General features: G+C 62.4%; 23 protein-coding genes. 11 read left to right on the forward strand and 12 right to left on the reverse strand.

The genetic code is table 11. From position 1 onward, the window contains the following. The first annotated feature begins 113 nt into the window (after positions 1–113). Positions 114–2,405: a beta-glucosidase BglX gene (gene bglX, locus BW992_RS00120; protein WP_076405239.1), complete on the forward strand. Its 2,292-nt coding sequence runs from the start codon at positions 114–116 to the stop codon at positions 2,403–2,405. A gap of 131 nt (positions 2,406–2,536) precedes the next feature. Here the strand turns inward: bglX and BW992_RS00125 are convergent, their stop codons facing one another. From BW992_RS00125 to BW992_RS00145, 5 genes are all read right to left on the reverse strand, one after another. Beyond that, positions 2,537–3,694, reverse strand: a complete 1,158-nt coding sequence (locus BW992_RS00125) for a phospholipase D-like domain-containing protein (protein WP_076405242.1) — start codon at positions 3,692–3,694, stop codon at positions 2,537–2,539. Between the two features lies 1 nt (position 3,695). Continuing rightward, positions 3,696–4,286, reverse strand: a complete 591-nt coding sequence (locus BW992_RS00130) for a YceI family protein (protein WP_072399226.1) — start codon at positions 4,284–4,286, stop codon at positions 3,696–3,698. Between the two features lie 114 nt (positions 4,287–4,400). Next, on the reverse strand, positions 4,401–4,709 hold the full coding sequence (locus BW992_RS00135; RefSeq protein ID WP_072399228.1) for an amidase: 309 nt from the start codon (positions 4,707–4,709) through the stop codon (positions 4,401–4,403). Beyond that, positions 4,706–5,800 (reverse strand): serine hydrolase domain-containing protein, encoded by a 1,095-nt coding sequence (locus BW992_RS00140; RefSeq protein ID WP_072431902.1) that lies wholly within the window; start codon positions 5,798–5,800, stop codon positions 4,706–4,708. The genes BW992_RS00135 and BW992_RS00140 overlap by 4 nt, the downstream gene beginning before the upstream one ends. A 120-nt stretch (positions 5,801–5,920) precedes the next feature. After that, the gene (locus tag BW992_RS00145; protein WP_072399232.1) at positions 5,921–6,793 is read right to left on the reverse strand and encodes an acyl-CoA dehydrogenase; all 873 of its coding nucleotides are present in this window, start codon (positions 6,791–6,793) and stop codon (positions 5,921–5,923) included. A gap of 144 nt (positions 6,794–6,937) precedes the next feature. Between BW992_RS00145 and olsB the strand changes: the two genes are divergently transcribed. Further along, positions 6,938–7,693 (forward strand): L-ornithine N(alpha)-acyltransferase, encoded by a 756-nt coding sequence (gene olsB, locus BW992_RS00150; protein WP_072399234.1) that lies wholly within the window; start codon positions 6,938–6,940, stop codon positions 7,691–7,693. Further along, positions 7,693–8,487: a lysophospholipid acyltransferase family protein gene (locus BW992_RS00155; RefSeq protein ID WP_072399236.1), complete on the forward strand. Its 795-nt coding sequence runs from the start codon at positions 7,693–7,695 to the stop codon at positions 8,485–8,487. The genes olsB and BW992_RS00155 overlap by 1 nt, the downstream gene beginning before the upstream one ends. 114 nt (positions 8,488–8,601) lie before the next feature. Here the strand turns inward: BW992_RS00155 and BW992_RS00160 are convergent, their stop codons facing one another. Beyond that, positions 8,602–9,186 carry an acyl carrier protein phosphodiesterase gene (locus BW992_RS00160; RefSeq protein WP_072459300.1) on the reverse strand — a complete coding sequence of 195 codons (585 nt, stop codon included), beginning with the start codon at positions 9,184–9,186 and terminating at the stop codon, positions 8,602–8,604. 154 nt (positions 9,187–9,340) lie between these two features. On the opposite strand from BW992_RS00160, the gene BW992_RS00165 reads away from it, so the two are divergent. The 4 genes from BW992_RS00165 (at position 9,341) to BW992_RS00180 (ending at position 12,755) form a co-directional block, all read left to right on the forward strand. Next, complete coding sequence (locus BW992_RS00165) at positions 9,341–9,643, forward strand: ArsR/SmtB family transcription factor (RefSeq protein WP_003198672.1); 303 nt, start codon at positions 9,341–9,343, stop codon at positions 9,641–9,643. Positions 9,644–9,660: 17 nt separating this feature from the next. Beyond that, positions 9,661–10,827 carry an MFS transporter gene (locus BW992_RS00170; protein ID WP_076405244.1) on the forward strand — a complete coding sequence of 389 codons (1,167 nt, stop codon included), beginning with the start codon at positions 9,661–9,663 and terminating at the stop codon, positions 10,825–10,827. A 37-nt stretch (positions 10,828–10,864) separates the two neighbouring features. Continuing rightward, complete coding sequence (locus tag BW992_RS00175) at positions 10,865–11,914, forward strand: alkene reductase (protein WP_072399242.1); 1,050 nt, start codon at positions 10,865–10,867, stop codon at positions 11,912–11,914. A gap of 334 nt (positions 11,915–12,248) precedes the next feature. After that, on the forward strand, positions 12,249–12,755 hold the full coding sequence (locus BW992_RS00180; protein WP_076405245.1) for a hypothetical protein: 507 nt from the start codon (positions 12,249–12,251) through the stop codon (positions 12,753–12,755). A 205-nt stretch (positions 12,756–12,960) separates the two neighbouring features. Here the strand turns inward: BW992_RS00180 and BW992_RS00185 are convergent, their stop codons facing one another. After that, the gene (locus BW992_RS00185) at positions 12,961–13,593 is read right to left on the reverse strand and encodes a TetR family transcriptional regulator (RefSeq protein ID WP_072399246.1); all 633 of its coding nucleotides are present in this window, start codon (positions 13,591–13,593) and stop codon (positions 12,961–12,963) included. A gap of 261 nt (positions 13,594–13,854) precedes the next feature. On the opposite strand from BW992_RS00185, the gene BW992_RS00190 reads away from it, so the two are divergent. From BW992_RS00190 to BW992_RS00205, 4 genes are all read left to right on the forward strand, one after another. Further along, entirely contained in the window at positions 13,855–15,012 is a 1,158-nt protein-coding gene (locus tag BW992_RS00190) for an efflux RND transporter periplasmic adaptor subunit (RefSeq protein WP_076405247.1), read from the forward strand. Between the two features lie 3 nt (positions 15,013–15,015). Then, positions 15,016–18,180 carry an efflux RND transporter permease subunit EmhB gene (gene emhB / locus BW992_RS00195; RefSeq protein WP_072431897.1) on the forward strand — a complete coding sequence of 1,055 codons (3,165 nt, stop codon included), beginning with the start codon at positions 15,016–15,018 and terminating at the stop codon, positions 18,178–18,180. Further along, positions 18,177–19,634: an AdeC/AdeK/OprM family multidrug efflux complex outer membrane factor gene (locus BW992_RS00200; RefSeq protein WP_072399252.1), complete on the forward strand. Its 1,458-nt coding sequence runs from the start codon at positions 18,177–18,179 to the stop codon at positions 19,632–19,634. Before emhB ends, BW992_RS00200 begins: the two co-directional genes overlap by 4 nt. 420 nt (positions 19,635–20,054) lie before the next feature. Then, positions 20,055–21,302 (forward strand): OprD family porin, encoded by a 1,248-nt coding sequence (locus tag BW992_RS00205; protein ID WP_076405249.1) that lies wholly within the window; start codon positions 20,055–20,057, stop codon positions 21,300–21,302. 224 nt (positions 21,303–21,526) lie between these two features. Here BW992_RS00205 and pcaC read toward each other — a convergent pair whose 3' ends face one another. From pcaC to pcaG, 5 genes are all read right to left on the reverse strand, one after another. After that, entirely contained in the window at positions 21,527–21,919 is a 393-nt protein-coding gene (gene pcaC, locus BW992_RS00210) for a 4-carboxymuconolactone decarboxylase (protein ID WP_072398826.1), read from the reverse strand. A gap of 10 nt (positions 21,920–21,929) precedes the next feature. Then, positions 21,930–22,730 (reverse strand): 3-oxoadipate enol-lactonase, encoded by an 801-nt coding sequence (pcaD, locus tag BW992_RS00215; RefSeq protein ID WP_072432157.1) that lies wholly within the window; start codon positions 22,728–22,730, stop codon positions 21,930–21,932. Between the two features lie 12 nt (positions 22,731–22,742). Next, the gene (locus BW992_RS00220; RefSeq protein ID WP_072459480.1) at positions 22,743–24,107 is read right to left on the reverse strand and encodes a 3-carboxy-cis,cis-muconate cycloisomerase; all 1,365 of its coding nucleotides are present in this window, start codon (positions 24,105–24,107) and stop codon (positions 22,743–22,745) included. 124 nt (positions 24,108–24,231) lie between these two features. Beyond that, positions 24,232–25,527, reverse strand: a complete 1,296-nt coding sequence (locus BW992_RS00225) for an MFS family transporter (RefSeq protein ID WP_076405251.1) — start codon at positions 25,525–25,527, stop codon at positions 24,232–24,234. Positions 25,528–25,732: 205 nt separating this feature from the next. Next, the gene (pcaG, locus tag BW992_RS00230; RefSeq protein ID WP_072398830.1) at positions 25,733–26,299 is read right to left on the reverse strand and encodes a protocatechuate 3,4-dioxygenase subunit alpha; all 567 of its coding nucleotides are present in this window, start codon (positions 26,297–26,299) and stop codon (positions 25,733–25,735) included. Between the last annotated feature and the right edge of the window lies 1 nt (position 26,300).

Genomic DNA, 26,300 nt, shown 5'->3' on the forward strand with positions numbered 1-26,300 from the left:
GCCCCCCGGGCTCGAAAGTGTGCTGCATTTGACCGAACAACAATAGCCGCTCCTCACATTTTGGCTGACCGGCGTGTACTGATCCGCCCTTTAGGCTTGCGAGAAAACTATTCATGAAGAAGCTGTGTTTGCTGGGCCTGTTTGTCAGTCTGGCCAGTCAATCCGTATGGGCCGACAACCTGCCAGTCCCCATGGAGAACAAGGATGCCTTCATCAGCGACCTGATGAAGCAGATGACCCTCGAGGAAAAGATCGGCCAATTGCGCCTGATCAGCATCGGCCCGGAAATGCCCCGGGAGATGATCCGCAAGGAAATCGCCGCCGGTAACATCGGCGGCACGTTCAACTCCATCACTCGCGATGAGAACCGTCCGATGCAGGACGCGGCCATGCGCAGCCGGCTGAAGATCCCGATGTTCTTCGCCTACGATGTGATCCACGGCCACCGCACCATTTTCCCGATTCCCCTGGCCCTGGCCTCGAGCTGGGACATGGACGCCATCTACCGCTCCGGCCGCATCGCCGCCAAGGAAGCAGCGGCCGACAGCCTGGACATCACTTTCGCGCCGATGGTGGACATTTCCCGCGACCCGCGCTGGGGCCGCACCTCCGAAGGCTTCGGCGAGGACACCTACCTGGTGTCGCGCATTGCCGCCGTGATGGTCAAGGCCTTCCAGGGCAAGGGCGCCAACGCCGCCGACGCCATCATGGCCAGCGTCAAGCACTTTGCCTTGTACGGCGCGGTGGAAGGTGGCCGTGACTACAACACCGTGGACATGAGCCCGGTGAAGATGTACCAGGACTATCTGCCTCCCTACCGCGCCGCCATCGATGCCGGCGCCGGCGGCGTGATGGTCGCGCTGAACTCCATCAACGGCATACCGGCCACGGCCAACACCTGGCTGATGCACGACCTGCTGCGCAAGGAATGGGGCTTCAAGGGCCTGGCGGTCAGTGACCATGGCGCCATCTTCGAGCTGATCAAGCATGGTGTCGCCAAGGACGGTCGCGAGGCAGCGAAGCTGGCGATCAAGGCCGGCATCGACATGAGCATGAACGACTCGCTCTATGGCAAGGAACTGCCGGGGCTGCTCAAGGCCGGCGAGATCGAGCAGAGCGACATCGACAACGCCGTGCGCGAAGTGCTCGCCGCCAAGTACGACATGGGCTTGTTCAAGGACCCGTACCTGCGCATCGGCAAGGCCGAGGATGACCCGGCCGACACCTATGCCGAAAGCCGCATGCACCGCGCCGATGCCCGTGACGTGGCGCGCCGCAGCCTGGTGCTGCTGGAAAACCGCAACCAGACCTTGCCCCTGAAGAAGACGGCGAAGATCGCCCTGGTCGGCCCGCTGGCCAAGGCGCCGATCGACATGATGGGCAGTTGGGCCGCCGCCGGCCGGCCGGCGCAGTCGGTCACGGTGTTCGACGGCATGGCCCGTGCCTTGGGCGGTGAATCGAAGTTGATCTATGCCCGTGGCGCCAACATCACTGGCGACAAGAAGGTCCTCGATTACCTGAACTTCCTCAACTTCGACGCCCCGGAAGTGGTGGACGACCCGCGTCCGGCCCAGGTGCTGATCGACGAAGCGGTGAAAGCCGCCAGGCAGGCCGACGTGGTGGTGGCCGCCGTGGGCGAGTCCCGTGGCATGTCCCACGAATCGTCGAGCCGTACCGAACTGAACATCCCCGCCAGCCAGCGCGAGCTGATCAAGGCCCTGAAGGCCACCGGCAAGCCGCTGGTACTGGTGTTGATGAATGGCCGTCCGCTGTCGCTGCTGGAAGAGAAGCAACAGGCCGATGCGATCCTGGAAACCTGGTTCAGCGGCACCGAAGGCGGCAACGCCATCGCCGACGTACTGTTCGGCGACTACAACCCGTCGGGCAAGCTGCCGATCACCTTCCCACGCTCGGTAGGCCAGATTCCGACCTACTACAACCATCTGAGCATCGGCCGGCCGTTCACGCCGGGCAAGCCAGGCAACTACACCTCGCAATACTTCGACGACACCACCGGTCCGCTGTACCCCTTCGGCTACGGTTTGAGCTACACCGAATTCAGCCTGTCGGACATGGCCCTGTCCTCCACCACGCTGAACAAGACCGGCAAGCTGGACGCCAGCGTGACCGTGGAGAACACCGGCAAGCGTGACGGCGAAACCGTGGTGCAGCTGTATATCCAGGACGTGACGGGCTCGATCATCCGTCCGGCGAAGGAACTGAAGAACTTCCAGAAGGTGATGCTCAAGGCCGGTGAGAAAAAGGTCATCCACTTCACCATCACCGAAGACGACCTGAAGTTCTACAATGCCCAGCTCAAATACGCGGCGGAGCCGGGCAAGTTCAATGTGCAGATCGGCCTGGATTCCCAGGACGTGAAGCAGCAGAGTTTCGAGTTGCTCTGACCTTCGGAACAACTTGATTTCCCGTGGGAGCGAGCTTGCTCGCCATGGCGTCAGATCAGCCGCATCGACATTGGCTGACACTGCGCCATCGCGAGCAAGCCCGCTCCCACAGTTGTATCTGGGTGTTCGGGCTAGCCGCGTCGATCCAGCAGGTTGACCACCAACCGATCCACCAGCCCCCATAACCGTTGCTTGAAGCGCTTCCACAACGGCCGACGCTGCCAGGCGTCCAGGTTGACCTGCTGGCTCTGGGCGAAGTCTCGCTCGAAACTGGCCGCCACCGCAGCGCTGAGTCGCGAATCGAGGGCCTCGAGGTTGGCCTCCAGATTGAAGCGCAGGTTCCAGTGATCGAAATTGCAGGAACCGATGCTGACCCAGTCATCCACCAGCACCATTTTCAGGTGCAGGAAACAGGGCTGGTATTCGAAGATCTTCACCCCGGCCTTGAGCAGGCGCGGGTAATAGCGATGCCCGGCGTAACGCACCGAGGGATGATCGGTGCGTGGGCCTGTAAGCAACAGCCGCACGTCGATGCCCCGGGCCGCGGCTTTGCGCAGGGAACGGCGCACGTTCCAGGTCGGCAGGAAATAAGGCGTCGCCATCCAGATCCGTTTCTGCCCGCTGTTCAACGCCCGGGACAGGGACTGCAGGATATCCCGGTGCTGGCGGGCGTCGGCATAGGCCACCCGGCCCATGCCCTCGCCCACCGGCGGTACACGAGGCAGTCGCGGCAGGCCGAAGTTGGAGGCCGGCTTCCAGGCACGACGGTGACGGTTGGCGAGCCACTGGCGGTCGAACAGCAACTGCCAGTCCAGCACCAGCGGGCCGATGATCTCCACCATGACTTCGTGCCATTGGCTGCGGTCGTCGAGGGGGTTCCAGAATTCATCGGTCACCCCGGTTCCGCCCACCACCGCCAGACGCTGGTCCACCAGCAGGAGCTTGCGATGATCGCGATAGAGGTTGCGCACCCAGCGGCGCCAGCTCAGGCGATTGTAGAAACGCAGCTCCACCCCCGCCTCCAGCAGGCGGTTGCGCAGGCCCAGGGTAAACGCCAGGCTGCCATAGTCATCGAACAGGCACCGCACGCGCACGCCCCGCTCGGCTGCCTGGACAAGGGCCTGGACCATCGCCTCGGCGCAAGCCCCCGCCTCCACCAGGTACAACTCCAGCTCGACCTGTTCCTGGGCCCGGGCGATTTCCACCAGCATGCGCGGAAAAAACTGCGGACCGTCGATCAACAGCTCGAACCTGTTGCCCTCACGCCAGGGAAATACCGGGCCGCTCACGTCAACGCGCCGTGAAAATCAGCACCGCATTCACCGGCACCGACAGGCTGATGGCTGACAGACCGGCCAGGTTGCGCAGCTTTTCCAGGCCCGGCGCCAAGTCGAAGTCCGCCGCGTTGAGCACCAGCGGCTCCAGGGTCACCACCTGGAAACGTCGTTCATCCAGGCGCGTCGCCAGCAGTTCGACGATGTATTCATGCTGCTTGCCATGCAGGTCCACTGTCAGCGGCAGGCGCAATTCCAACTGCGCGCCATTGGCCAGGTCCTGGATAGGGACCAGGTCGATCCGCGCCGTAACGGTGGCTTCGGCAAATTGCTTGATCTCGAACAGCTCGGCCCGCATGCGTTCGTCTCGCAGGGGAATGCCGCTGTTGATGGACTCCAGTTCCACCTCCAGGCGAGCCAGGCCATCGGGCTGGACCTGACCGTGGAGAACCAGGAAACGCTGGACCTCGGAAACGTTGCCGTTCTTGCTGCTGATGAACGACAGCCGCGACGATTCGCCGTCCAGGTACCAGTCGGCCTGGGCCGGCAGCGCGGCGCAGGCCAGCAGCAAGGTCGCGACAGCGTGAGAGAAAGACCGCTTGAACATACACACTCGGAGGGCAGATAAACCTGTGGCGAACCTTAACCGGGCCAAGGGCCGTTGCAAACAGTCTGTTTCAACAACTGCCAGAAACACCGATGATCCAGGGGATTTATCGAGTCACTCCAGGCGGCACCCCTGTCGCGCGCCCATCCACCGCGCGCTATTGCTGCGTCCCAGCCCGGCGACCACGACGCGTTTGTCCTCGGGCGTGTCGAGAAAGTCGCTGATGGGCACCGACTGTTTCACATAGCCACGGCAGTAATCCGCCGGTTGCTCCATCACATAGCGGCATGAGCAGTATTGCTTGGCGGTGTAGGCGCTGATGATGTCGGGAAAGGCCCGCAGCGCCACCCGCTCGAGCCAGATCCAGCCCATCAGGGCAACCAGAAACACCGACACCAGCGTGAACAGCCACTTGCGCCTCATGGCCGCACCCCTTCGGCGAATGCCGCCATGGCTCGCTTGAGCAATTCGTTGTGGCGATAGCTGCCATCGCGATCATCGCCATAGCGCACGATGACCAGCCGGGCGCTGGGAATGATGTACAAGGCCTGCCCCCAATGCCCCAGTGCGGCGTAAGTGTCCGGTGGCGCGTCGGGCCAGGGATGGAGGGAGCGGTCGGCGGCGCGATTGAGCCACCAGTGGCCACCGGGCACGGCTTCGTCCTGGCCAGCCTGGAACCGGGTGAAAGGTTCGCGATTGAACGCAACCCACTCCTTGGGAATCAATTGCCGCTCGCCCCAGCGGCCGTCCCGTTGCATCAACAACCCGACACGCGCCAGGTCCCGCGCCGTGAGGTAGGCATAGGACGAACCGACGAAGGTGCCGCTGGCATCGGTTTCCCAGGTTGCCTGGCGGATACCCAACGGTTCGAACAGCGCCGTCCAGGGGTAATCGGCGTATCGCGTCGGCCCGACAATGTTTTTCAACGCCGCCGCCAGCAGGTTGCTGTCGCCGCTGGAATAACGGAATACCTGCCCCGGCGGACTGAAACTTTCATGCTGCGCAGTGAACGCCGCCATGTCGTGGCGTCCGCGGGTGTAGAGCATCGCCACCACGGAGGACTTGAGTGGCGCGTATTCGTAGTCTTCCTGCCAATCCAGGCCCGAGGCCCAGTGAAAAAGATCGGCCAGGGTCACGCCCGGGTGCTTGCCCAACGCCGGGTAGTACCGGGCGACCGGCTCTTGCAGGCCAAACAGTTTTTCACCGTAGGCCACGCCGAACACCGTCGCCAGCAGGCTTTTACTGATGGACCAGGTCAGGTGCGGGGTCTGGGCAGTGTTCGGTCCGGCGTAGCGTTCGTAGACCAGCCGACCGTCCTGGATCACCAGCAGCGCATCGGTGCGGATGCCCTCACGGTTTGCATCGTCCCGGGGTGGGAAGGCGTATTGTTCCAAGGCTTCGATGGCCGGCCCGCTCGGGGTCGGGCCACTTGGCCATTGCTCGCCGGGCCAGTCTTCGGCCTGGACGCTCAGGTTGAGTATCAGCAACGGAATCAGGAACCAGCCTTTGGACATGCTTGGGGCTCGCAGGATTGAACCTTCAGAGCCTATGCAGACTTGATGACAATTTGAGTGTGTGTGCCCCCTTGTGGGAGCGAACTTGCTCGCTCCCACAAGGAGTGGTCGTCTGGAGGACTATCCCAACGCCTTGGCCAACCGCTTGGCCCGCGCGCCCGCCGCCATCTCCATCACCGCTTTATCCCGCGTCCACATCTCGCGCCACGGCGCAGGCCCGGCGGCCAGTGCGGTATTCAGTTCGCCATCAAGCCCGTCGAACTGCGCGAACAACCCGCCCAGCAGCACGTGCCCGGACGCGCTGGACGGATTGTGAAGGCTCACCTGCGCGCAACCGGCCAGCAGCGCGAGCAGGCGCAATTGCAACGCCTGGGGCCAGGCGCATTCCTGCCCCACGCCATACAGCCAGGCGGTCATGGCACTGAGCACGTAAAGATCTTCCAAGGTGCGAAACGGCTTGACGTACGCGTCCCAACCGTCCCCCGCCAACAATTCGCACAGCGCGTCGTCGAGCAGGACGCGGCCATGGCTGACGTCTGGCATCAAGGTAATGGCCGGGAGTTTTTCCAGGGTTACGCCAGGCTCGCCGGGATAGACCACGGCCAGGTTCAGTCGTGGCGTTTCACCCGGCGCTTCGCAGCGAGCGGCAATCAGCAGCCATTCGGCGGCATCCCCGGCGGTGACGAAATCCTTGCGTCCAGTCAGGCGCAGATCCGCCAGGCGGGTCTGCATGTCCGCCGGGCGCAGGCTGCGCTGCTCAGTGGCGCACAACGCGCCGAGGCTGTGGGGCGCGCTGGGCCAGAGCGCGCGCAACGCTGCCTGGTAGCCCACCAGGAAGGCCAGTCCCGGTGTCGCCATCAATCGCGCGCCGGCCACCGCCAACTCGAACGGCGTGACCGGCCCCAGGCGTTGCAACAACGCCGCGTACCCCTCGGCCAGGTCCGAATGGGCAGTCAGCCGTTCGCCACGTGCGATCAGGGTTTGCCAAAGCATGGGAGGTTCCTCGAGGGCTGTCATATAAGCATCACCAAAGCTTCATGGTGATGACACCGGGGCTACATAGCCTGACTTTGCACAACATGGCTGCATAAAGAAAGTCGACTGGCTGCAACTGAACAGCCCGCACGGAGATTCGCTATGACTCAGATCGCCCGCATCAGCGACACCGGCAATGAACGCCGCCTGCAAGCCGAACGCCTGGTCGGCGCCCAGGCCTTGCAAGAAGCCCAGGCCCTGCGCTTCAACGTCTTCAGCGGCGAGTTCAACGCCAAGCTCAAGGGCGCGGAAATGGGTCTGGACATGGATGACTATGATGTTCATTGCGCCCACATCGGCGTACGCGACCTGAACACCGGCCGCCTCGTGGCGACCACTCGCCTGCTCGACCACCAGGCCGCCAGTAGCCTGGGACGCTTCTACAGCGAAGAAGAATTCAGCCTCCACGGCCTGGTCCATCTCAAGGGCCCGATCCTGGAGATCGGCCGGACCTGCGTCGACCCGGCCTACCGTAACGGCGGCACCATCGCGGTGCTCTGGGGGGAACTGGCCGAAGTCCTGAACGAGGGCGGCTACAGCTACCTGATGGGTTGCGCCAGCATTGCGATGCAGGACGGCGGCATCCAGGCCCAGGCGATCATGCAACGCCTGCGCGAGCGCTACCTGTGCAACGAACACCTGCAAGCCGTACCGAAAAAACCGTTGCCGACCCTGGACGTGCCGTCCAATGTCATCGCCGAAATGCCGCCGTTGCTCAAGGCCTACATGCGCCTGGGTGCGAAGATCTGCGGCGAGCCGTGCTGGGACGAGGAATTCCAGGTGGCCGATGTGTTCATCCTGCTCAAGCGCGATGACCTTTGCCCACGCTACGCCCGCCACTTCAAGGCAGCGGTTTGATGAGCCGCTCAAGGGTGTACGCGCGGATCGCGCGCGTCCTGCTGGTGGTGGCGCTGGGTCTGGGCATGGCCAGCGTGTTCGGTGTTTTCGAGCGCCTGGGGCTTGCCCACTCCATGGTACGTCGTCAGCGCTGGTCGCGGTTCTTCATGGCACGGCTGAGCAATGCCCTGCCCTTTTCCGTGACCGTCCATGGGCAATTGCCGCGACAGCCGATGCTGTGGGTCAGCAACCACGTGTCCTGGACCGACATCCCGCTGCTGGGCATGCTCACTCCGATGTCATTCCTGTCCAAGGCTGAAGTGCGCACCTGGCCGGTGGCCGGCTGGCTGGCGGCGAAGGCCGGTAGCCTGTTCATTCGCCGTGGCTCGGGCGACAGCCAGTTGATCCGCAAGCAGATGACCCGTCACCTGCAACAGACCCACCCATTGCTGATGTTCCCGGAAGGGACCACCACCGACGGGCGGTCCCTGCGCACCTTCCACGGTCGCCTGTTATCGGCCGCCATCGATGCCGAGGTGGCGCTGCAGCCTGTGGCGATCCGTTACCTGCGCAACGGCGAGCCCGATTCCCTGGCCCCTTTCATTGGCGATGACGACCTGCTGTCGCACCTGATGCGCTTGTTTGCCAACGATCGGGGCGACGTTCACATTTACCTGCTGCAACCCATCGCCTGCCAAGGCCAGGAACGCGCGGCCCTGGCTTTCCAGGCGCAACAGGCGGTACACAAGGCATTGTTCGGAACGATTCCCGAGAAACAGCAAGCGCCGACACGGCCTGCGGCAATTGCGGCCTGACCCGGATCTCTGCGCGGCCCCCCTGTGGGAGCAAGCTGGCTGACGATAGCGGCTTAACATTCAGCAGACGAGCTGCCTGATGCACCGCTATCGCCAGCCAGCTCGCTCCCACAATCAGATCCGGGGCGCGGCCTGGTTTTGTACAAAGTCCTGCAACTGCGGGTAAAACAACTGGAAGTCCTCGCTCAGCGGCTCATAGAGCTCGATCAATTCCTTCATCGCCCCGGCCAGTTCCTCGGGCCGGGACAGGCGGCGGGAAATGCCACGCAGTACCTGCCCCAGCACTTCGAATTCCTGATAGGACCCCAGCCAGTCATCCGCCGCCATATACGGCGCGATCTGTGCCAGGCGCCCTGGCAATTGCGGTTCGGTGCTCAGTACCTGGTAGACACGGGACGTGAAATCCACCAGCGGCCCTTCGCCGTACAACGCCCAGTCCCGGGCCAGGCAGTGGTCGAAAAACACATCCAGCACGATCCCGGCATAGCGCCGTCGCACCGTGGAAAACCGCGACAGGGCGATGTCCACCAAAGGGTGGCGGTCGGTGTAATGGTCGATGCGTCGATGCAAGGCGATCCCTGCTTCGATCCGCGGGTCATACAGCCCTTGCAGCGGTCCCTTGACGAAGTCGCCGTAGAGACTTCCGAGCAGTTGTTCCCGGCCGGGGCCGCCGAGGTGCAGGTGCGCGAGATAGTTCATGGGGGCCAGCTTAGCATCGCCAAGCTCATATCGTTATAACCCGATATAGCGATTTGTTCGCTGCTCAGATCGAATCCATATTGGTATATCGCGAAGCAACGATTTAAGGTTCGCCTTATCGCGATATAGCGTTTTACTCACTACGGCTGCCTCCATGACCCTCGACCTCGACGAAATAATAAAAGCCCTGGCACACCCAGTACGGCGAGACATCCTCAACTGGCTCAAGGACCCCAAGGTCCAGTTCCCCGAACAGTTGCACAACCATGAATTCGGCATCTGCGCCGGACAGATCGACCAGCGTTGCGGCCTGTCGCAGTCCACGGTGTCGGCTCATCTGGCGGTGTTGCAACGGGCGGGGCTGATCACTAGCCAGAAGGTCGGTCAATGGCACTTCTTCAAACGCAACGAGGAAGTGATCCAGCAGTTCCTCAAGCAAATGAGCCAAGAGCTCTGATTCGACAAGGACCCGCCATGCCCCTCTCGCTACTCATCCTGGCCCTGAGCGCCTTCGCCATCGGCACCACTGAGTTCGTCATCATGGGCCTGCTGCCCGATGTGGCGGCCGACCTGGGAGTCTCGATCCCGGGTGCCGGCTGGCTGGTGACTGGCTACGCCCTGGGCGTGGCCATCGGTGCGCCGTTCATGGCCCTGGCTACCGCCAGTCTGCCGCGCAAGGCCGCACTGGTGGTGCTGATGGGGATCTTCATCGTCGGCAACCTGCTCTGCGCCATCGCCAGCGACTACAACGTGCTGATGTTCGCCCGGGTGGTCACCGCCCTGTGCCATGGCGCGTTCTTCGGCATCGGCTCGGTGGTGGCCGCCGGCCTGGTGGCGCCCAACAAGCGTGCCTCGGCCGTGGCCCTGATGTTCACCGGCCTGACCCTGGCCAACGTGCTCGGCGTGCCGCTGGGCACCGCACTGGGCCAGGAAGCCGGCTGGCGCTCGACCTTCTGGGCCGTGACCGTCATCGGCGTGGTGGCGCTGATTGGCCTGATCCGCTTCCTGCCGGCCAAGCGCGATGAAGAAAAACTCGACATGCGCTCGGAACTGGTGGCGCTCAAGGGCGCCGGCCTGTGGCTGTCCCTGACCATGACGGCCCTGTTTTCCGCTTCGGTATTCGCCCTGTTCACCTACGTCGCTCCCTTGCTGGGCGAGGTCACCGGCGTATCGCCCCGTGGCGTGACCTGGACCCTGGTGCTGATCGGCCTGGGCCTGACCCTGGGCAACATCATCGGTGGCAAGCTGGCGGACAGGAGCCTGTCGAACACCCTGATGGGCGTGTTCATCGCCATGGCCGTGGTGTCCACCATGCTGAGCTGGACCAGCGTGGCGCTGATCCCCAGCGAAATCACCCTGTTCCTGTGGGCCACCGCCTGCTTTGCCGCCGTGCCGGCCCTGCAGGTAAACGTGGTGACCTTCGGCAAGTCCGCGCCGAACCTGGTTTCCACCCTGAATATCGGCGCCTTCAATATCGGCAACGCCCTGGGTGCCTGGGTCGGCGGCAGCGTCATCGACCACGGCCTGGGCCTGACCGCCGTGCCCCTGGCCGCCGGCGCCCTCGCGGTACTGGCGCTGCTGGTCACCCTGATCACTTTCCGCCGGGGCGGCAATGCCGACCTGGCACCGGCCACCCCTTGACTCTCAACAATCCCTGACACTGACGAGGCAGTCATTCATGACCACCATTTTCGACCCGATCAAACTCGGCGACATCGAACTGAAAAACCGCATCATCATGGCACCGCTCACCCGTTGCCGCGCCGACGCAGGCCGTGTGCCGAATGCGCTGATGGCCGAGTACTACGTGCAACGCGCCTCCGCCGGCCTGATCCTCAGCGAGGCGACCTCCGTCACGCCGATGGGCGTGGGCTATCCGGATACCCCGGGTATCTGGTCCAACGACCAGGTGCGCGGCTGGGCCAACATCACCAAGGCGGTACACGGTGCCGGCGGCAAGATTTTCCTGCAGCTGTGGCATGTGGGCCGCATCTCCCATCCGTCCTACCTGAACGGTGAAACACCGGTTGCCCCCAGCGCCATCCAACCCAAGGGCCATGTCAGCCTGGTTCGTCCACTGGCCGACTATCCAACGCCACGCGCGCTGGAAACCGCTGAGATCGCCGACATCGTCGATGCCTACCGCGTAGGCGCCGAAAATGCCAAGGCCGCCGGCTTCGACGGTGTGGAAATCCACGGTGCCAACGGCTACCTGCTCGATCAGTTCCTGCAAAGCAGCACCAACCAGCGCACCGACAATTACGGCGGCTCCCTGGAAAACCGAGCCCGCCTGCTACTGGAAGTGACCGACGCAGCCATCGAAGTCTGGGGAGCCGGCCGGGTCGGCGTGCACCTGGCGCCACGGGCCGACTCCCATGACATGGGCGACGAGAATCGCCTGGAAACCTTCAGCTACGTGGCCCGGGAACTGGGCAAGCGCGGCATTGCCTTCATCTGCTCGCGCGAGAAGGAAGGCGACGACAGCATTGGCCCGCAACTCAAGCAAGCGTTCGGCGGCCCGTACATCGCCAACGAACGTTTCACCAAGGACCGCGCCAATGCCTGGCTGGCCGAAGGCAAAGCCGATGCCGTGGCCTTCGGCGTGCCGTTCATTGCCAACCCGGACCTGCCGGCCCGACTGAAAGCCGATGCACCGCTGAACGAACCGCACCCGGAAACCTTCTATGGCAAAGGTCCGGTGGGTTATATCGACTACCCGGTGATGTAAGTCAGAAAACCAGGCCTTACCCAAAGCCCCGACTCGAAAGAGCCGGGGCTTTTTTATACCTGCAGTTTTTAGAATCCAACGGACCAGCAACAACCGAAATATCAAATAACAAGACAACAAGCAGCTGCTGTGGATTCAAGCATTCAACAACGCTAATAATAAAGCCCGAACCAATTACTACTCAGCCAATGGATTACCACTTATAAGCTCACAGCCATCAATCAATTAAATCCCGATAAATAGTTCATCACGCAACCCCTTTGAATCAAACCAAACAACACACTATCAATACCTATGTGGGCTTTAGCGAGCCTGTAAAAAGAGATACCTTACTATGAACATTCTGAAAAGTTTCACCCTTGCCCTGCTATTCGGACCGGCGATGGTTGCCAGCAGCCTGGCCAATACCGGGGTCACCGTGGAGATCACCAATCACACCCCGCGCACCCTGAACATGATCAACATGGTCACAAACCCGGCACAGCCGGCGGACTTGTCCCTGAGCGGTTACGATGTTGCCTCCAAGTCCACTCGAAACATCTATTTCGTCAATAAAAGAAAATACACTTATCCCACTTCCGACTGGCAACCCAGCCTGAGAAAAGTCAAGCCGATCGAAATTCTGCTCTCGTATCAAATGGACGGGTCCGAATTCGGCTGCCAAGTACAAACCCGATTCGAAGCCCCTATCGGTTTTGGTGTTCTCGAACCTCGTTATCGACCCGACTGGAAAAGCAGGACCGCCTACACCGGCAATGGCGAATATACCTGCCGCTCGGAAATTTCCCAGAAGATGCTGGAGCCGCCTTTCAGCTACACCGTCCGCCTTATTGTCGAGTAATTTAATGGACAGTTGCGGATCGCCCCGCACAGGCGCCGCAATGCCACCCCATACATGAAGCTGCCATGGTGATCCGGCATGATCGAGCGATAGCGCGTTGTCGCCGGACCTGGCAACTGCTCCATGAACGACCCGCCGGGATCCATGCCCGGCGGGTTTTGCCGATCCGCTATTGACACAAACCGATGCAATTACTCATTTTGTTTCATTTGCGCAGGCTGGGGCTCAGGTGCAGCATGTCCAGCCCGATGTCTACCCAGCGCTCGGCCTCACCCGCCAGCGCGAAGCTGTCGGGTGCCAGCAGCCACTGGTACAGAATGCCGTCTATATAGGCGTGAAGAGCGATCGCCGCCCTGTCGGTATCCAGGTCATCCGGCAGTTGGCCGCGATTCATCGCATTGCGCAGCGACAGCGCGATCCGCACGTTGCAGTCGAGATTGACCTGGCGCCGCTGCTGGCGCAAATCGCACATTTCGTCGGTGAACTCGCACTTATGGAAAAGAATCTCATTGATGCGTCGGGTTTTCGGGTCCAGGGCCACCTGTTGGAACAGGCGAACCAGCAGCTTGCGCACACACCCCAGGGGGTCGAGTTCCTCTTCATTTTCACTGGCGCGCGCCAGGTCATCGAGCGGCTCGTGCAAGGTATCGAGCATGGCCTGGAGCAGATCCGCCTTGTTGCTGAAATGCCAGTAGATGGCACCGCGCGTCACACCGGCCAGCGTCGCGATGTCAGCCAGCGTCGTGCGCGCCACGCCCCGCTCGAAAAAAGCCTTTTCGGCCGCTTCGAGTATCTGGCTGCGAGTCTCCAGGGCTTCCTCTTTGGTACGACGGACCATGGCAGTAACCACCTCAATCAGGATGCGTCAGCAATGCGTAAAGGTCAGCTGAACGAATGGGAGGCGATCGTCCATGGAACGCGCTCCCGGTCTGTACGAGCCTTTGTCAGGCTTTTGTAAACCGGATGGTACGCAATTTGGCTGTTTACAAACAACCATGTACGTAAGTATATTTCTTAGCAACCTACTAGTTGAAAATGCGCCTTTGTAACCTTCCAACCTTTCGAGTGCGCCCGTTGCGTGCCTGACCCGAGGATTTCCATGCACTTCAAGCCAGCTGTTACCGCTCTGGTTACCGCCATCGCCCTGGCATCGCTGCTCAGCGGATGTAAGAAGGAAGAAGCGGCCCCTGCCGCACCACCTCCTCAGGTCGGCGTCGTCACCCTCAAGACCCAACCTTTCACCCTGACGTCCGAATTGCCGGGGCGCAGCAGCGCGTTCCGCGTGGCGGAGGTTCGCCCGCAGGTCAACGGCATCATCCTCAAGCGCCTGTTCAAGGAAGGCGCCGACGTCAAGGCCGGCCAGCAGCTGTACCAGATCGACCCGGCCGTATACGAAGCCACGCTCAAGAGCGCCGAGGCCAACCTGCGTTCCACCAAGTCCATTGCCGACCGCTACAAGCAACTGGTGGATGAACAGGCCGTCAGTCGCCAGGAATACGACACCGCCGTGGCCAATCGCCTCGAGTCGGAAGCCAACCTGCAAACCGCCCAGATCAACGTGCGCTACACCAAGGTCTACGCGCCGATCTCCGGGCGTATCGGGCGCTCCTCGGTAACCGAAGGCGCCCTGGTCAGCAACGGCCAGACAGAAGCGATGGCAACCATCCAGCAACTGGACCCGATCTATGTCGACGTGACCCAGAGCTCGGTGGAACTGCTGCAACTGCGCCGCGAGCTGGAAAGTGGCCGGTTGCAGAAGGCCGGCGACAATGCCGCCACGGTCAAGCTGATCCTGGAAGACGGCAGCCAGTACGCCCACGAGGGCAAGCTGGAATTCTCCGAAGTGTCGGTTGACCAGACCACCGGCTCCGTCACCTTGCGCGCCGTGTTCCCCAACCCGGACCACACCCTGCTGCCGGGCATGTTCGTCCATGCGCAATTGCAGGCGGGTGTGAACAGCGCGGCGATCCTCGCTCCACAACAAGGCGTGACCCGCGACCTCAAAGGCATGCCGACCGCCCTGGTGGTGGGCCCGGACAACAAGGTCGAGCTGCGTCAGCTCAAGGCCAGCCGCACCGTCGGCAGCCAGTGGCTGATCGAAGACGGGCTCAAGGCCGGCGATCGCGTGATTACCGAAGGGTTGCAGTACGTACGGCCAGGGGTGGAAGTCAAGGCCACCGAAGCCACCAATGTGGGCACCAAGAACCCGGCCCCCGCCCAGGCAGCTGACAAAGCAGCCGGCGGCAAAGGGGAGTAAACCATGTCGAAATTCTTTATCGACCGTCCGATCTTCGCCTGGGTGATCGCCCTGGTGATCATGCTGGTCGGGGCTCTATCGATCCTCAAGTTGCCGATCAACCAGTACCCGAGCATCGCGCCACCGGCCATCGCGATCCAGGTGACCTACCCGGGCGCGTCCGCGCAGACCGTGCAGGACACCGTGGTGCAGGTCATCGAACAGCAGCTCAACGGTATCGACAACCTGCGCTACGTCTCCTCGGAAAGTAACTCCGACGGCAGCATGACCATCACCGCGACCTTCGAGCAGGGCACCAACTCCGACACCGCGCAGGTCCAGGTCCAGAACAAGCTGAACCTGGCCACCCCGCTGCTGCCGCAAGAAGTGCAGCAACAGGGTATCCGCGTGACCAAGTCGGTGAGGAACTTCCTGATGGTGATCGGCGTGGTGTCGCGCGACGGCACCATGACCCGGGAAGACCTTTCCAACTACATCGTGTCGAACATGCAGGACCCGATCTCGCGCACCTCGGGTGTCGGCGACTTCCAGGTCTTCGGTGCCCAGTACGCGATGCGGATCTGGCTCGACCCGGCCAAGCTGAACAATTACAACCTGACACCGTCGGACGTGAGTACCGCCATCTCCGCACAGAACGTCCAGGTCTCGTCCGGCCAGCTCGGTGGCCTGCCCGCCGTGCCCGGCCAGCAACTGAACGCCACCATCATCGGCAAGACCCGCCTGCAGACCGCCGACCAGTTCAAGGCGATCCTGCTCAAGGTCAACCCGGATGGCTCCCAAGTACGCCTTGGCGATGTCGCCGAGGTGGGCCTGGGCGGCGAGAACTACAGCATCAACGCCCAGTTCAACGGTGCCCCGGCCTCGGGCCTGGCAGTGCGCCTGGCCACCGGTGCCAACGCCCTCGACACGGCCAAGGCCCTGCGCAAGACCGTGGACGACCTCAAGCCGTTCTTCCCGCCAGGCATGGAAGTGGTGTTCCCCTATGACACCACGCCGGTGGTGAGCGAGTCGATCAAGGGCGTGGTGGAAACCTTGGTCGAAGCGGTCGTGCTGGTGTTCCTGGTGATGTTCCTGTTCCTGCAGAACTTCCGCGCCACCATCATCACCACGATGACCGTGCCGGTGGTATTGCTGGGCACCTTCGGGGTCCTCGCGGCGTTCGGTTTCAGTATCAACACCCTGACCATGTTCGGCATGGTGCTTGCCATCGGCTTGCTGGTGGACGACGCCATCGTCGTGGTGGAAAACGTCGAGCGGGTGATGAGCGAAGAAGGCCTGTCCCCCAAGGAAGCCACCAGGAAATCCATGGGCCAGATCCAGGGGGCCCTGGTGGGTATCGCCCTGGTACTGTCGGCGGTGCTGTTGCCGATGGCGTTCTTCGGCGGCTCCACCGGGGTGATCTACAAGCAGTTCTCCATCACCATCGTCTCGGCCATGGCCCTGTCGGTGCTGGTTGCGCTGATTTTCACCCCCGCCCTGTGCGCCACCATGCTCAAGGCTATCCCGAAAGGGGAACATGGCACGCACAAACGCGGCTTCTTCGGGTGGTTCAACAGAAACTTCGACCGCAGCGTGCAAAGCTACGAACGGGGAGTCGGCAACATCCTGCGGCATAAAGCGCCGTATCTGCTGGCCTACCTGATTATCTTCGTCGGTATGATCTGGTTGTTCATGCGTATCCCATCCTCGTTCCTCCCGGAAGAAGACCAGGGCGTGCTGTTTGCCCAGGTGCAGACACCGGCCGGCTCCAGCGCCGAGCGCACCCAGGTGGTGGTGGACAAGATGCGTGAGTTCCTGCTGCGCCCGGGCAAGGACGGCGGCGAAGGCGATGGCGTGGCCTCGGTGTTCACCGTGACCGGCTTCAACTTCGCCGGTCGTGGCCAGAGCTCGGGCATGGCGTTCATCATGCTCAAGCCATGGGAAGAGCGTAACGCCGACAACACAGTGTTCAAGATCTCGGCCCGCGCCCAGCAGCACTTCTTTACCTTCCGCGATGCGATGGTGTTCGCCTTCGCCCCGCCGGCGGTGATGGAGCTGGGTAACGCCACCGGTTTCGACGTGTTCCTGCAGGACCGTGCCGGCATCGGCCACGAAAAGCTGATGGAAGCACGCAACCAGTTCCTGGGCATGGCGTCCCAGAGCAAGGTCCTGGCCCAGGTTCGCCCGAACGGCCTGAATGACGAGCCGCAATACCAGCTGGAAATCGATGACGAAAAAGCCAGCGCCCTGGGCGTGACCATTTCGGACATCAACAGCACCCTGTCGATTGCCCTGGGCAGTAGCTACGTCAACGACTTCATCGACCGCGGCCGGGTGAAGAAGGTGTACGTACAGGGGCAACCGAATGCTCGCATGAGCCCCGAAGACCTGCAGAAATGGTACGTACGCAACAGCTCTGGAACCATGGTACCGTTCAGCGCGTTCGCCAAGGGCGAATGGATCTACGGTTCGCCGAAACTGGCCCGCTACAACGGGGTGGAAGCGATGGAAATCCTGGGCGTCCCGGCACCGGGCTACTCCACCGGCGAAGCCATGGCCGAAGTCGAGGCCATCGCCAAGAAGCTGCCTGCCGGTGTTGGTATTTCCTGGACAGGTCTGTCGTATGAAGAACGACTCGCGGGGTCCCAGGCGCCAGCGCTGTTCGCGCTGTCGATCCTGATGGTCTTCCTGTGTCTGGCGGCGTTGTATGAAAGCTGGTCGATTCCGATAGCGATCGTACTTGTGGTACCGCTGGGGATCATCGGTGCGTTGATGGCGACCAGTTTGCGCGGTCTGTCCAACGACGTGTACTTCTTGGTAGGGCTGTTGACTACCATAGGCCTGGTAGCCAAAAACGCGATTCTGATCGTCGAATTCGCCAAGGAACTGCATGAACAAGGCAAGGGCTTGCAGGAAGCTGCCATTGAAGCTTGCCGTATGCGCCTGCGGCCGATCATCATGACCTCGCTGGCGTTCATTCTCGGTGTTGTACCCCTGGCAATCTCCACAGGCGCAGGCTCAGGTAGCCAACACGCCATTGGCACAGTGGTGATCGGCGGCATGCTGACCGCCACCGTCCTGGCGATTTTCTGGGTGCCGTTGTTCTTCGTGACCGTGTCGTCGATAGGCCGTCGCAAAAATGCCGACCAGGACGACGCTCCTGAAACTTCCAAAGAGGCTGGGCAATGAGCAAGTCGCTACTCTCTCTGACCATCGCCGCCGTCGTGCTCAGCGGCTGCTCGCTGATTCCCGATTATCAGCGGCCCGAAGCACCGGTCGCGGCGCAATACCCGCAAGGTCCGGCCTACGAACCGGCCAAGGCAGCCAGCCAGGCTGCCGCGGAACAGGGCTGGAAACAGTTCTTCCATGACCCGGCGCTGCAGCAGTTGATCCAGGTGGCCCTGGAAAACAACCGCGACCTGCGGGTCGCCGCGCTGAACATCGACGCCTATGCCGCGCAATACCGCATCCAGCGGGCGGATCTGTTCCCGGCAGTCTCGGCCACCGGTTCCGGCAGCCGCCAGCGCCTGCCGGCCCGGGCCTCGCAGACCGGCGAAGCGGCCATCAGCAGTTCCTACTCGGCCACCCTGGGCATCAGTGCCTATGAGCTGGATCTGTTCGGCCGGGTCCGCAGCCTGAGCGAACAAGCGCTGCAAAGCTACTTCGCCACCGAGGAAGCGCGCCGCAGCACCCAGATCAGCCTGGTGGCCAACGTGGCCAACGCCTACCTGACCTGGCAAGCCGACAAGGAACTGCTCAAGCTGACCCAGGACACCCTGGCGACCTACGAGCAAAGCCTCCAGCTGACCACCCGTAGCGCCGACGTCGGCGTAGCCTCGGCACTCGACCTGAGCCAGGCGCGCACGGCAGTGGAAAACGCCCGGGTCCAGCTGGCGCGCTACACCCGCCAGGTAGCCCAGGATGAAAACAACCTGACCCTGCTGCTGGGCACCAGCCTGCCGGCCAACCTGAACACGCAACCGCTCAGCGATGACCTGCTCAGTGAAGTGCCGGCCGGGTTGCCGTCGGACCTGCTGCAACGTCGTCCCGATATTCTCCAGGCCGAACGCAACCTGCTGGCCGCCAACGCCAACATCGGCGCCGCGCGGGCCGCGTTCTTCCCGAGTATCAGCCTGACGGCCAACGCCGGCACATTGAGCCCGGACCTGTCCGGGTTGTTCAAGGGCGGCTCGGGCACCTGGACGTTCGCGCCACAGATCAACCTGCCGATCTTCAACGCCGGCAGCCTGCGGGCGAGCCTGGATTACGCCAAGATCCAGAAGGACATCAACGTCGCCAACTACGAGAAGGCGATCCAGACGGCGTTCCAGGAAGTCTCCGACGGCCTGGCCGCGCGTCGTACCTACAACGAACAGTTGCAGGCCCAGACGGCCTATGTTGCCTCCAACCAGGACTACTACCGCCTGGCCGAGCGGCGCTACCGCATTGGGGTCGACAGCAACCTGACCTTCCTCGACGCCCAACGCCAGCTGTTCAGCGCCCAGCAATCGCTGATCACCGACCGCCTCGCGCAGTTGACCAGCGAGGTCAACCTGTACAAGGCTCTGGGCGGTGGCTGGAACGCCGAGACCGGCAAGAACGAGCCGGTGGCAGAGAAAGCGCCGCCGATGAAACTGTTCTGATTTGATGCCTGGCCACTGAAACACGAAGCCCACCGAAAGGTGGGCTTTTTTGTTCATCGATTCCGAACTCAACACATCAACCTGTGGGAGCGAGCTTGCTCGCGATGGCGGTGGATCAGCCTGCATCAGTGCTGGATGTGCAGCCTTTGTGAGCCACCACCCACAGGACTCCCATCCGCCAAAGCATTTTTTGCTGTTCGATAATCGCCCAAAACCCGTCATCGGCGATTGAACCGATCCCGGCGCGCGCTTCACCATCGCTCGCACAAAACCAATAACAACAGGTTCGACGCCATGTCCACACGCCCTGCTTCTCCTGGCTGATCCTCAGCCGTTCAACCGACCCGCTCCACCGTACCGTCTGCAATCGCACGATTGCGGCATCGACTCGCTTCGTCCATAAAAACCAGAGATAAGCCCATGAAGCCCACACAGCATCTGTTTCCCATCGCCGTCGCACTCGCGGGTGCCGCCCTGCCCGCCCTGGCCGCAGAGTCGGGGTTCGTCGAGGATGCCAAGGCCACGCTGAACCTGCGCAACGCTTACTTCAACCGCAACTTCACCAACCCGAACAATGCCCAGGGCAAGGCCGAGGAATGGACCCAGAGTTTCATCCTCGACGCCAAGTCCGGTTTCACCCAGGGCACGGTGGGGTTCGGCGTGGACGTGCTGGGCCTGTACTCGGTCAAGCTCGATGGTGGCCGTGGCACGGCAGGAACGCAGTTGCTGCCGGTGCACGACGACGGTCGCCCCGCCGATGACTTCGGCCGCCTGGGCGTCGCGCTCAAGGCCAAGGTCTCCAAGACCGAGCTGAAGGTCGGCGAATGGATGCCGGTGCTGCCGATCCTGCGTTCCGACGACGGTCGCTCCCTGCCGCAGACCTTCCGCGGCGGCCAGGTCACTTCCACCGAGATCGCCGGCCTGAGCCTCTATGGCGGCCAGTTCCGCGGCAACAGCCCGCGCAACGATGCGAGCATGGAAGACATGTTCATGAACGGCCGCCCCGCCGCCACTTCCGACCGCTTCAACTTCGGCGGCGGCGAATACGCCTTCAACGAAAAACGCACCCAGGTGGGCGTGTGGTACGCGGAACTGTCCGACATCTACCAGCAGCAATATTTCAACCTGACCCACAGCCAGCCCATGGGCGACTGGACCCTGGGCGCCAACCTCGGCTATTTCATCGGCAAGGAAAACGGCAGCGCCCTGGCCGGTGACCTGGACAACAAGACCGCCTTCGCCATGCTCTCGGCCAAATATGGCGGCAACACCTTCTATGTCGGCCTGCAGAAAGTCGGCGGCGACGATGCCTGGATGCGGGTCAACGGCACCAGCGGCGGCACCCTGGCCAACGACAGCTACAACTCCAGCTACGACAACGCCAAGGAAAAGTCCTGGCAAGTACGCCACGACTTCAATTTCGCCGCCGTCGGCGTGCCGGGCCTGACCCTGATGAACCGCTACATCAGCGGCGACAACGTGCACACCGCCACGGTGGACGATGGCAAGGAATGGGGTCGCGAAAGCGAGCTGGCCTATACCGTACAGAGCGGCGCGCTGAAGAACCTCAACGTGAAATGGCGCAACTCGTCGCTGCGTCGGGACTTCAGCACCAACGAGTTCGATGAGAACCGCATTTTCATCAGCTACCCGATCAGTTTGTTGTAAAACCTGGATGCGGTGAGCCTGCCGAGATGCTCGATACGGTGCCACCGCCCTCGCGAGCAGGCTCGCTCCCACAGGGAATCAGTGCCGCGCACAAAATTTGTGCTCACTGAAGATCCAATGTGGGAGCGAGCTTGCTCGCGAGGGCGTCATCACATTCGACATCCTCCATCAATTGAACCACCGCTATCGCGAGCAAGCTGGCTCCTACAGGGGATGAAGCCCACTTAAGCCCGCGACTCGACGCCCAACTCATCCCACACCGACTCGGCCAGGTGGAAGGTGGCATTGGCCGCCGGGATGCCGCAGTAGATGGCGCTCTGCATGATCACTTCCTTGATCTCGCCACGGCTCACGCCGTTGTTGGCGGCAGCGCGCAGGTGCAACTTGAGTTCTTCGTTGCGGTTCATGCCGATCAGCATGGCGATGGTGATCAGGCTGCGGGTGTGGCGCGGCAGGCCCGGACGGGTCCAGATGTCACCCCAGGCATGGCGAGTGATCATTTCCTGGAATTCGCTGTTGAACTCGTTCAAGGCATTGAGGCTGCGGTCCACATGGGCGTCGCCCAATACCGCGCGGCGCACTTGCATGCCTTCGTCGTAACGTTGTTTTTCGTCCACGGGATACTCCTCAGCCACGGCTGGAATCAAGCAGGAAATCCAGCACCCGCTCGCTGAATGCAGCGCCGGCCTGGACGTTGGACAGATGCGCGGCGTAGAACTCGGCATACTCGGCCCCGCTGACCCGCTCCTGGATGAAATGCCCACCCGACGGCGGTGTCACTGCGTCTTCGGTACCGGCAACCACCAGCAGCGGCACCCGAATCAACGACAGTTGCTCACGAAAATCGGCATCGCGCACGGCCGCACAGTTGGCTGCGTAGCCCTGGGGCGAAGTGGCAGCGAGCATGTCGGTGATTTTCTTTACCTGCGCAGGATGAGCTTCGGCGAAATCCGGGGTGAACCAGCGGGCAACGGAAGCATCGCGCAACGCCACCATCGCTGCCTGGCCGTCACGCAACACGGTTTCGATGCGCGGGTTCCATACCGTCTCGTCAGCGATCTTGGCGGCGGTGTTGCAGACCACCAGCCTGTGCAGGCGCTCGCCGGCGTTGATCCCCAGCCACTGGCCGATCAACCCGCCCATGGACAACCCACAGAAATGCACTTTATCGATGCTCAACTGATCGAGCATCGCCAGCACGTCGTGGCCCAGTTGCTCGATGCTGTAGGGGGCCTCGGTGACCAATGACCGGCCGTGGCCGCGCGTATCGAAACGCAACACGCGAAAGTGCTGGCTGAACGCCGGGACCTGTTCATCCCACATATGCAGGTGGGTGCCCAGGGAGTTGGACAGCACCAGTACCGGGGCATCCTGCGGTCCGTCGAAGCAATAATTCAGTTCGCCGTCGGCGAGTTTGACCAATCCCACAACAGTCTCCTTTCAGGCATTCAAGGCAAGGTGTTCGGCCACGGCCCGGGTGACCCAGGTCCGAGCCTGGCCGAGGTAATGGGCCGGGTCGAGCAGATAATCGAGTTCAGCGGTGGACAGTTGCGCAGTGACCTTGGGCTCGTCCCCCAGCACGTCGCGCAAGTGGCGCTGTTCGCTCACCGCGCGTTTGCAGCATTGCTCCAGCAGATGGTGCGCAGTGTCGCGCCCGACACGCTGGGCCAGGACGATGCTCACGGCTTCGGCCAGCACCAACCCCTGGGTCAGCTCGAGGTTGCGGGCCATGCGTGCCGCGTCCACTTCCAGCCCGTCGGCCAGCAGCCGCGCCTGCTGCAAGGCGCCGGATACCAGGCAGCAGATCTCCGGCAGGGTCTCCCACTCGGCGTGCCACAGGCCCAGGCTGCGTTCGTGCTCCTGGGGCATGGCGCTGAACAGCGTCGACACCAGACCAGGCACCCGCGTCGCCGCGCCGATCAACACCGCCGCCCCCACCGGATTGCGCTTGTGAGGCATGGTGGACGAACCGCCCTTGCCCGGCGCCGAAGGCTCGAACACCTCGGCGGCCTCGGTCTGCATCAAGAGGCTGACGTCACGACCCAACTTGCCCAGGCTGCCGGCGATCAGGCCCAGCACCGAGCCGAACTCCACGAGACGATCACGCTGGGTGTGCCACGGCTGTTCCGGCAGGTTCAGTTGCAGTTCGGCGGCCAGGGCTTCGGCAATGGACAGCGCATGCTCGCCCAGCGCGGCCAGTGTTCCGGAGGCACCGCCGAACTGCAGCACCAGCAAGCGTGGCTTGAGGGCCTGCAAGCGCTGGCGACTGCGGGTGGTCGCCCCCAGCCAACCGGCGATTTTCATGCCCAGGGTGACCGGCGTCGCATGCTGCAGCCAGGTACGCCCGGCCAGCGGCGTGGCGGCATGGCGCTCGGCTTGCCGGGCCAGGGTGTCGCCCAGCTGCGCCAGCTCATCCTCGATCAGCTCGAGGGCGCGACGCAGTTGCAGCACCAGCCCACTGTCCATCACGTCCTGGCTGGTGGCGCCCAGATGCACGTAGCGTTCAGCCTCGGGGTCGGCGGCGGCAACCCGCTTGCCCAGTGCCTTGACCAGCGGAATCGCCGAATTGCCGGCACTGGCAATCGCCTCGCCCAGCGCCGCGAAATCGTACAACCGTGCCTGGCAGGCGTTCTCGATCGGCGCGACGGCGCCTTGCGGAATCAGCCCCACCCGTGCCTCGGCCCGGGCCAGAGCCGCCTCGACATCGAGCATGGCCTGCACTCGGCCCGCATCACAGAACACTTCGCGCATGTCGCGGGTGGTGAAGTAGGCATCGAACAGCTGATTGCCCGGTCGTTCGTTCATAAACAGTCCTTCGGAAGGTGAATGCCTTTGTGGCCAGAGAAATTGCCGTGGCGAGGGTATTTGTCCCCTCGCCACGGCATCTGTGGCCACAATGAATCAAACAAGCCTCGAGTGAACAGGTGGGTCAAAGGTCGTGATGCAAGTAGGCCGGTTGCCTGGGCAGGCGCAGGCTGAACAGGAACGCTACCACCATCATCACGGTGACATACCAGTAAAAGACGTTTTCCATGCCCTGGGCTTTCAGGCTCAAGGCGACATACTCGGCCGAGCCGCCAAACACCGCGTTGGCCACTGCATAGGCCAACCCTACCCCCAGGGCGCGCACTTCAGGCGGAAACATTTCCGCCTTCACCAGGCCGCTGATGGAGGTGTAGAAACTGACGATCGCCAGCGCCAAGGTGATGAGGACGAACGCCAGCAACGGGCTGCCGACGCTTTTGAGGGTCAACAGGATCGGCACCGTGCACAACGCCCCCAGGCCACCGAACCAGAGCATGGAATTGCGCCGGCCAATCCTGTCCGCCAACATGCCGAACAACGGCTGCATGCACATGTACAGGAACAGTGCGCCGGTCATGATGTAGCTGGCGGTCTTGGCGTGCAGGCCGGCGGTGTTCACCAGGTATTTCTGCATGTAAGTGGTGAACGTGTAGAAGATCAGCGAACCACCAGCGGTGTAGCCCAGCACGGTGATGAAGGCGGCCTTGTGGTCGCGAAACAGTGCGGCGATGCTGCCGGCATCCTTGTTTTCCCGCATTTCCTTGCTGCTGGTTTCCTTCAGGGAGCGGCGCAGGAACAGGGAAATCAGCGCCGCCAGGGCCCCCACCACGAACGGGATTCGCCAACCGTAGGCACGCAGTTGGTCCTCATCGAGAAACTGCTGCAGGATCACCACCAGCGACACCGCCAGCAGTTGCCCGCCGATCAGCGTCACATACTGGAACGAGGCAAAGAAACCACGCTGGCCCTTGAGCGCGACTTCGCTCATGTAGGTAGCGGTGGTGCCGTACTCGCCGCCTACCGACAGGCCTTGCAACAGGCGCGCGAACAACAGCAGCAGCGGCGCCCAGACGCCGATGTCCTTGTAGGTGGGCAGGCAAGCGATGAGCAACGAGCCGAAGCACATCATCAGCACCGAAATCATCATCGAATTCTTGCGCCCGTGACGATCGGCCACCCGGCCGAAAATCCAGCCGCCAATGGGTCGCATCAGGAACCCGGCGGCGAACACCCCCGCCGTGTTGACCAGTTGTACCGTAGGGTTGTCCGAGGGGAAGAATGCCGGCGCGAAATAGATCGCGCAGAACGCATACACGTAGAAGTCGAACCATTCGACCAGGTTGCCGGACGAAGCACCGACGATGGCGAAAATCCGCTTGCTACGCTCTTCGCCTGTGTAGTGACTGATTGGGATGGTCATGGATTGATTCACTCGCTGGGGACTTTTCGTACAAATCGTAGACACACTTCGTAACAGTCCCGTTCCGCAAACAACTTCCGCAGCAATAGCGGCTCGCGTGGGAACGCCTCAACGCACGCTCTGCGTTCGGCTCTGGATGTGACGCGAAGCGTCACCGGCAACATTCCCACGCAGAGCGCGGGAATGCCCCTTCGCCCGACAACACTCAGTAATCGAAGAACACCGTCTCGGCATCCGTTCCTTGCAGGACCACGTTCCACTGGTACACACCGGACGCATCGGGCCTGGTCACGAGGGTGGCGCGACGCTCGGCGGGCACGCTGGCCAGCAGCGGGTCGGTTTCGTTGGCCTGTTCGCCATCGAAGTAGATGCGGGTCAGCAGATGCTTGACCAGGCCACGGGCGAACACCAGCACCACCAGGTGCGGCGCCTGGGTCGTGCCACCCAGCCCCGGTACGGTGCCGGGCTTGATGGTGGTGAAGCGAAAACGCCCCTCGGCGTCCACCGGCACCCGGCCGAAGCCTTCGAAGTGCGGGTCCAGGGGTTTGTCCTGGTCGTCTTCCGGATGGGCGTATTTACCCGCCGCGTTGGCCTGCCAGACCTCCAGCATGGCGTCATTGACGAACTCGCCATTGCCGTCGATGACCTGTCCAGTGATCGCCACGCGCTGGCCGAGGGTTTCGGCGACGGTCAGGTCTTCGCGATTCAACCAGGTCAGGCCGATGTGATAGTAAGGTCCGACGGTATGGGACGTAGTAGCGGTGAGCGTCATC

The organism is Pseudomonas sp. 7SR1, assembly GCF_900156465.1.
Taxonomy (GTDB): domain Bacteria; phylum Pseudomonadota; class Gammaproteobacteria; order Pseudomonadales; family Pseudomonadaceae; genus Aquipseudomonas.

Excerpts from the sequence above, each read along its gene's own strand:
- bglX (WP_076405239.1), top strand. The coding sequence starts at position 114 with ATGAAGAAGCTGTGTTTGCTGGGCCTGTTTGTCAGTCTGGCCAGTCAA.
- BW992_RS00130 (WP_072399226.1), bottom strand. The coding sequence starts at position 4,286 with ATGTTCAAGCGGTCTTTCTCTCACGCTGTCGCGACCTTGCTGCTGGCC.
- BW992_RS00135 (WP_072399228.1), bottom strand. The coding sequence starts at position 4,709 with ATGAGGCGCAAGTGGCTGTTCACGCTGGTGTCGGTGTTTCTGGTTGCC.
- BW992_RS00140 (WP_072431902.1), bottom strand. The coding sequence starts at position 5,800 with ATGTCCAAAGGCTGGTTCCTGATTCCGTTGCTGATACTCAACCTGAGC.
- BW992_RS00145 (WP_072399232.1), bottom strand. The coding sequence starts at position 6,793 with ATGCTTTGGCAAACCCTGATCGCACGTGGCGAACGGCTGACTGCCCAT.
- olsB (WP_072399234.1), top strand. The coding sequence starts at position 6,938 with ATGACTCAGATCGCCCGCATCAGCGACACCGGCAATGAACGCCGCCTG.
- BW992_RS00155 (WP_072399236.1), top strand. The coding sequence starts at position 7,693 with ATGAGCCGCTCAAGGGTGTACGCGCGGATCGCGCGCGTCCTGCTGGTG.
- BW992_RS00160 (WP_072459300.1), bottom strand. The coding sequence starts at position 9,186 with ATGAACTATCTCGCGCACCTGCACCTCGGCGGCCCCGGCCGGGAACAA.
- BW992_RS00165 (WP_003198672.1), top strand. The coding sequence starts at position 9,341 with ATGACCCTCGACCTCGACGAAATAATAAAAGCCCTGGCACACCCAGTA.
- BW992_RS00170 (WP_076405244.1), top strand. The coding sequence starts at position 9,661 with ATGCCCCTCTCGCTACTCATCCTGGCCCTGAGCGCCTTCGCCATCGGC.
- BW992_RS00175 (WP_072399242.1), top strand. The coding sequence starts at position 10,865 with ATGACCACCATTTTCGACCCGATCAAACTCGGCGACATCGAACTGAAA.
- BW992_RS00180 (WP_076405245.1), top strand. The coding sequence starts at position 12,249 with ATGAACATTCTGAAAAGTTTCACCCTTGCCCTGCTATTCGGACCGGCG.
- BW992_RS00185 (WP_072399246.1), bottom strand. The coding sequence starts at position 13,593 with ATGGTCCGTCGTACCAAAGAGGAAGCCCTGGAGACTCGCAGCCAGATA.
- BW992_RS00190 (WP_076405247.1), top strand. The coding sequence starts at position 13,855 with ATGCACTTCAAGCCAGCTGTTACCGCTCTGGTTACCGCCATCGCCCTG.
- emhB (WP_072431897.1), top strand. The coding sequence starts at position 15,016 with ATGTCGAAATTCTTTATCGACCGTCCGATCTTCGCCTGGGTGATCGCC.
- BW992_RS00200 (WP_072399252.1), top strand. The coding sequence starts at position 18,177 with ATGAGCAAGTCGCTACTCTCTCTGACCATCGCCGCCGTCGTGCTCAGC.
- BW992_RS00205 (WP_076405249.1), top strand. The coding sequence starts at position 20,055 with ATGAAGCCCACACAGCATCTGTTTCCCATCGCCGTCGCACTCGCGGGT.
- BW992_RS00220 (WP_072459480.1), bottom strand. The coding sequence starts at position 24,107 with ATGAACGAACGACCGGGCAATCAGCTGTTCGATGCCTACTTCACCACC.
- BW992_RS00225 (WP_076405251.1), bottom strand. The coding sequence starts at position 25,527 with ATGACCATCCCAATCAGTCACTACACAGGCGAAGAGCGTAGCAAGCGG.
- pcaG (WP_072398830.1), bottom strand. The coding sequence starts at position 26,299 with ATGACGCTCACCGCTACTACGTCCCATACCGTCGGACCTTACTATCAC.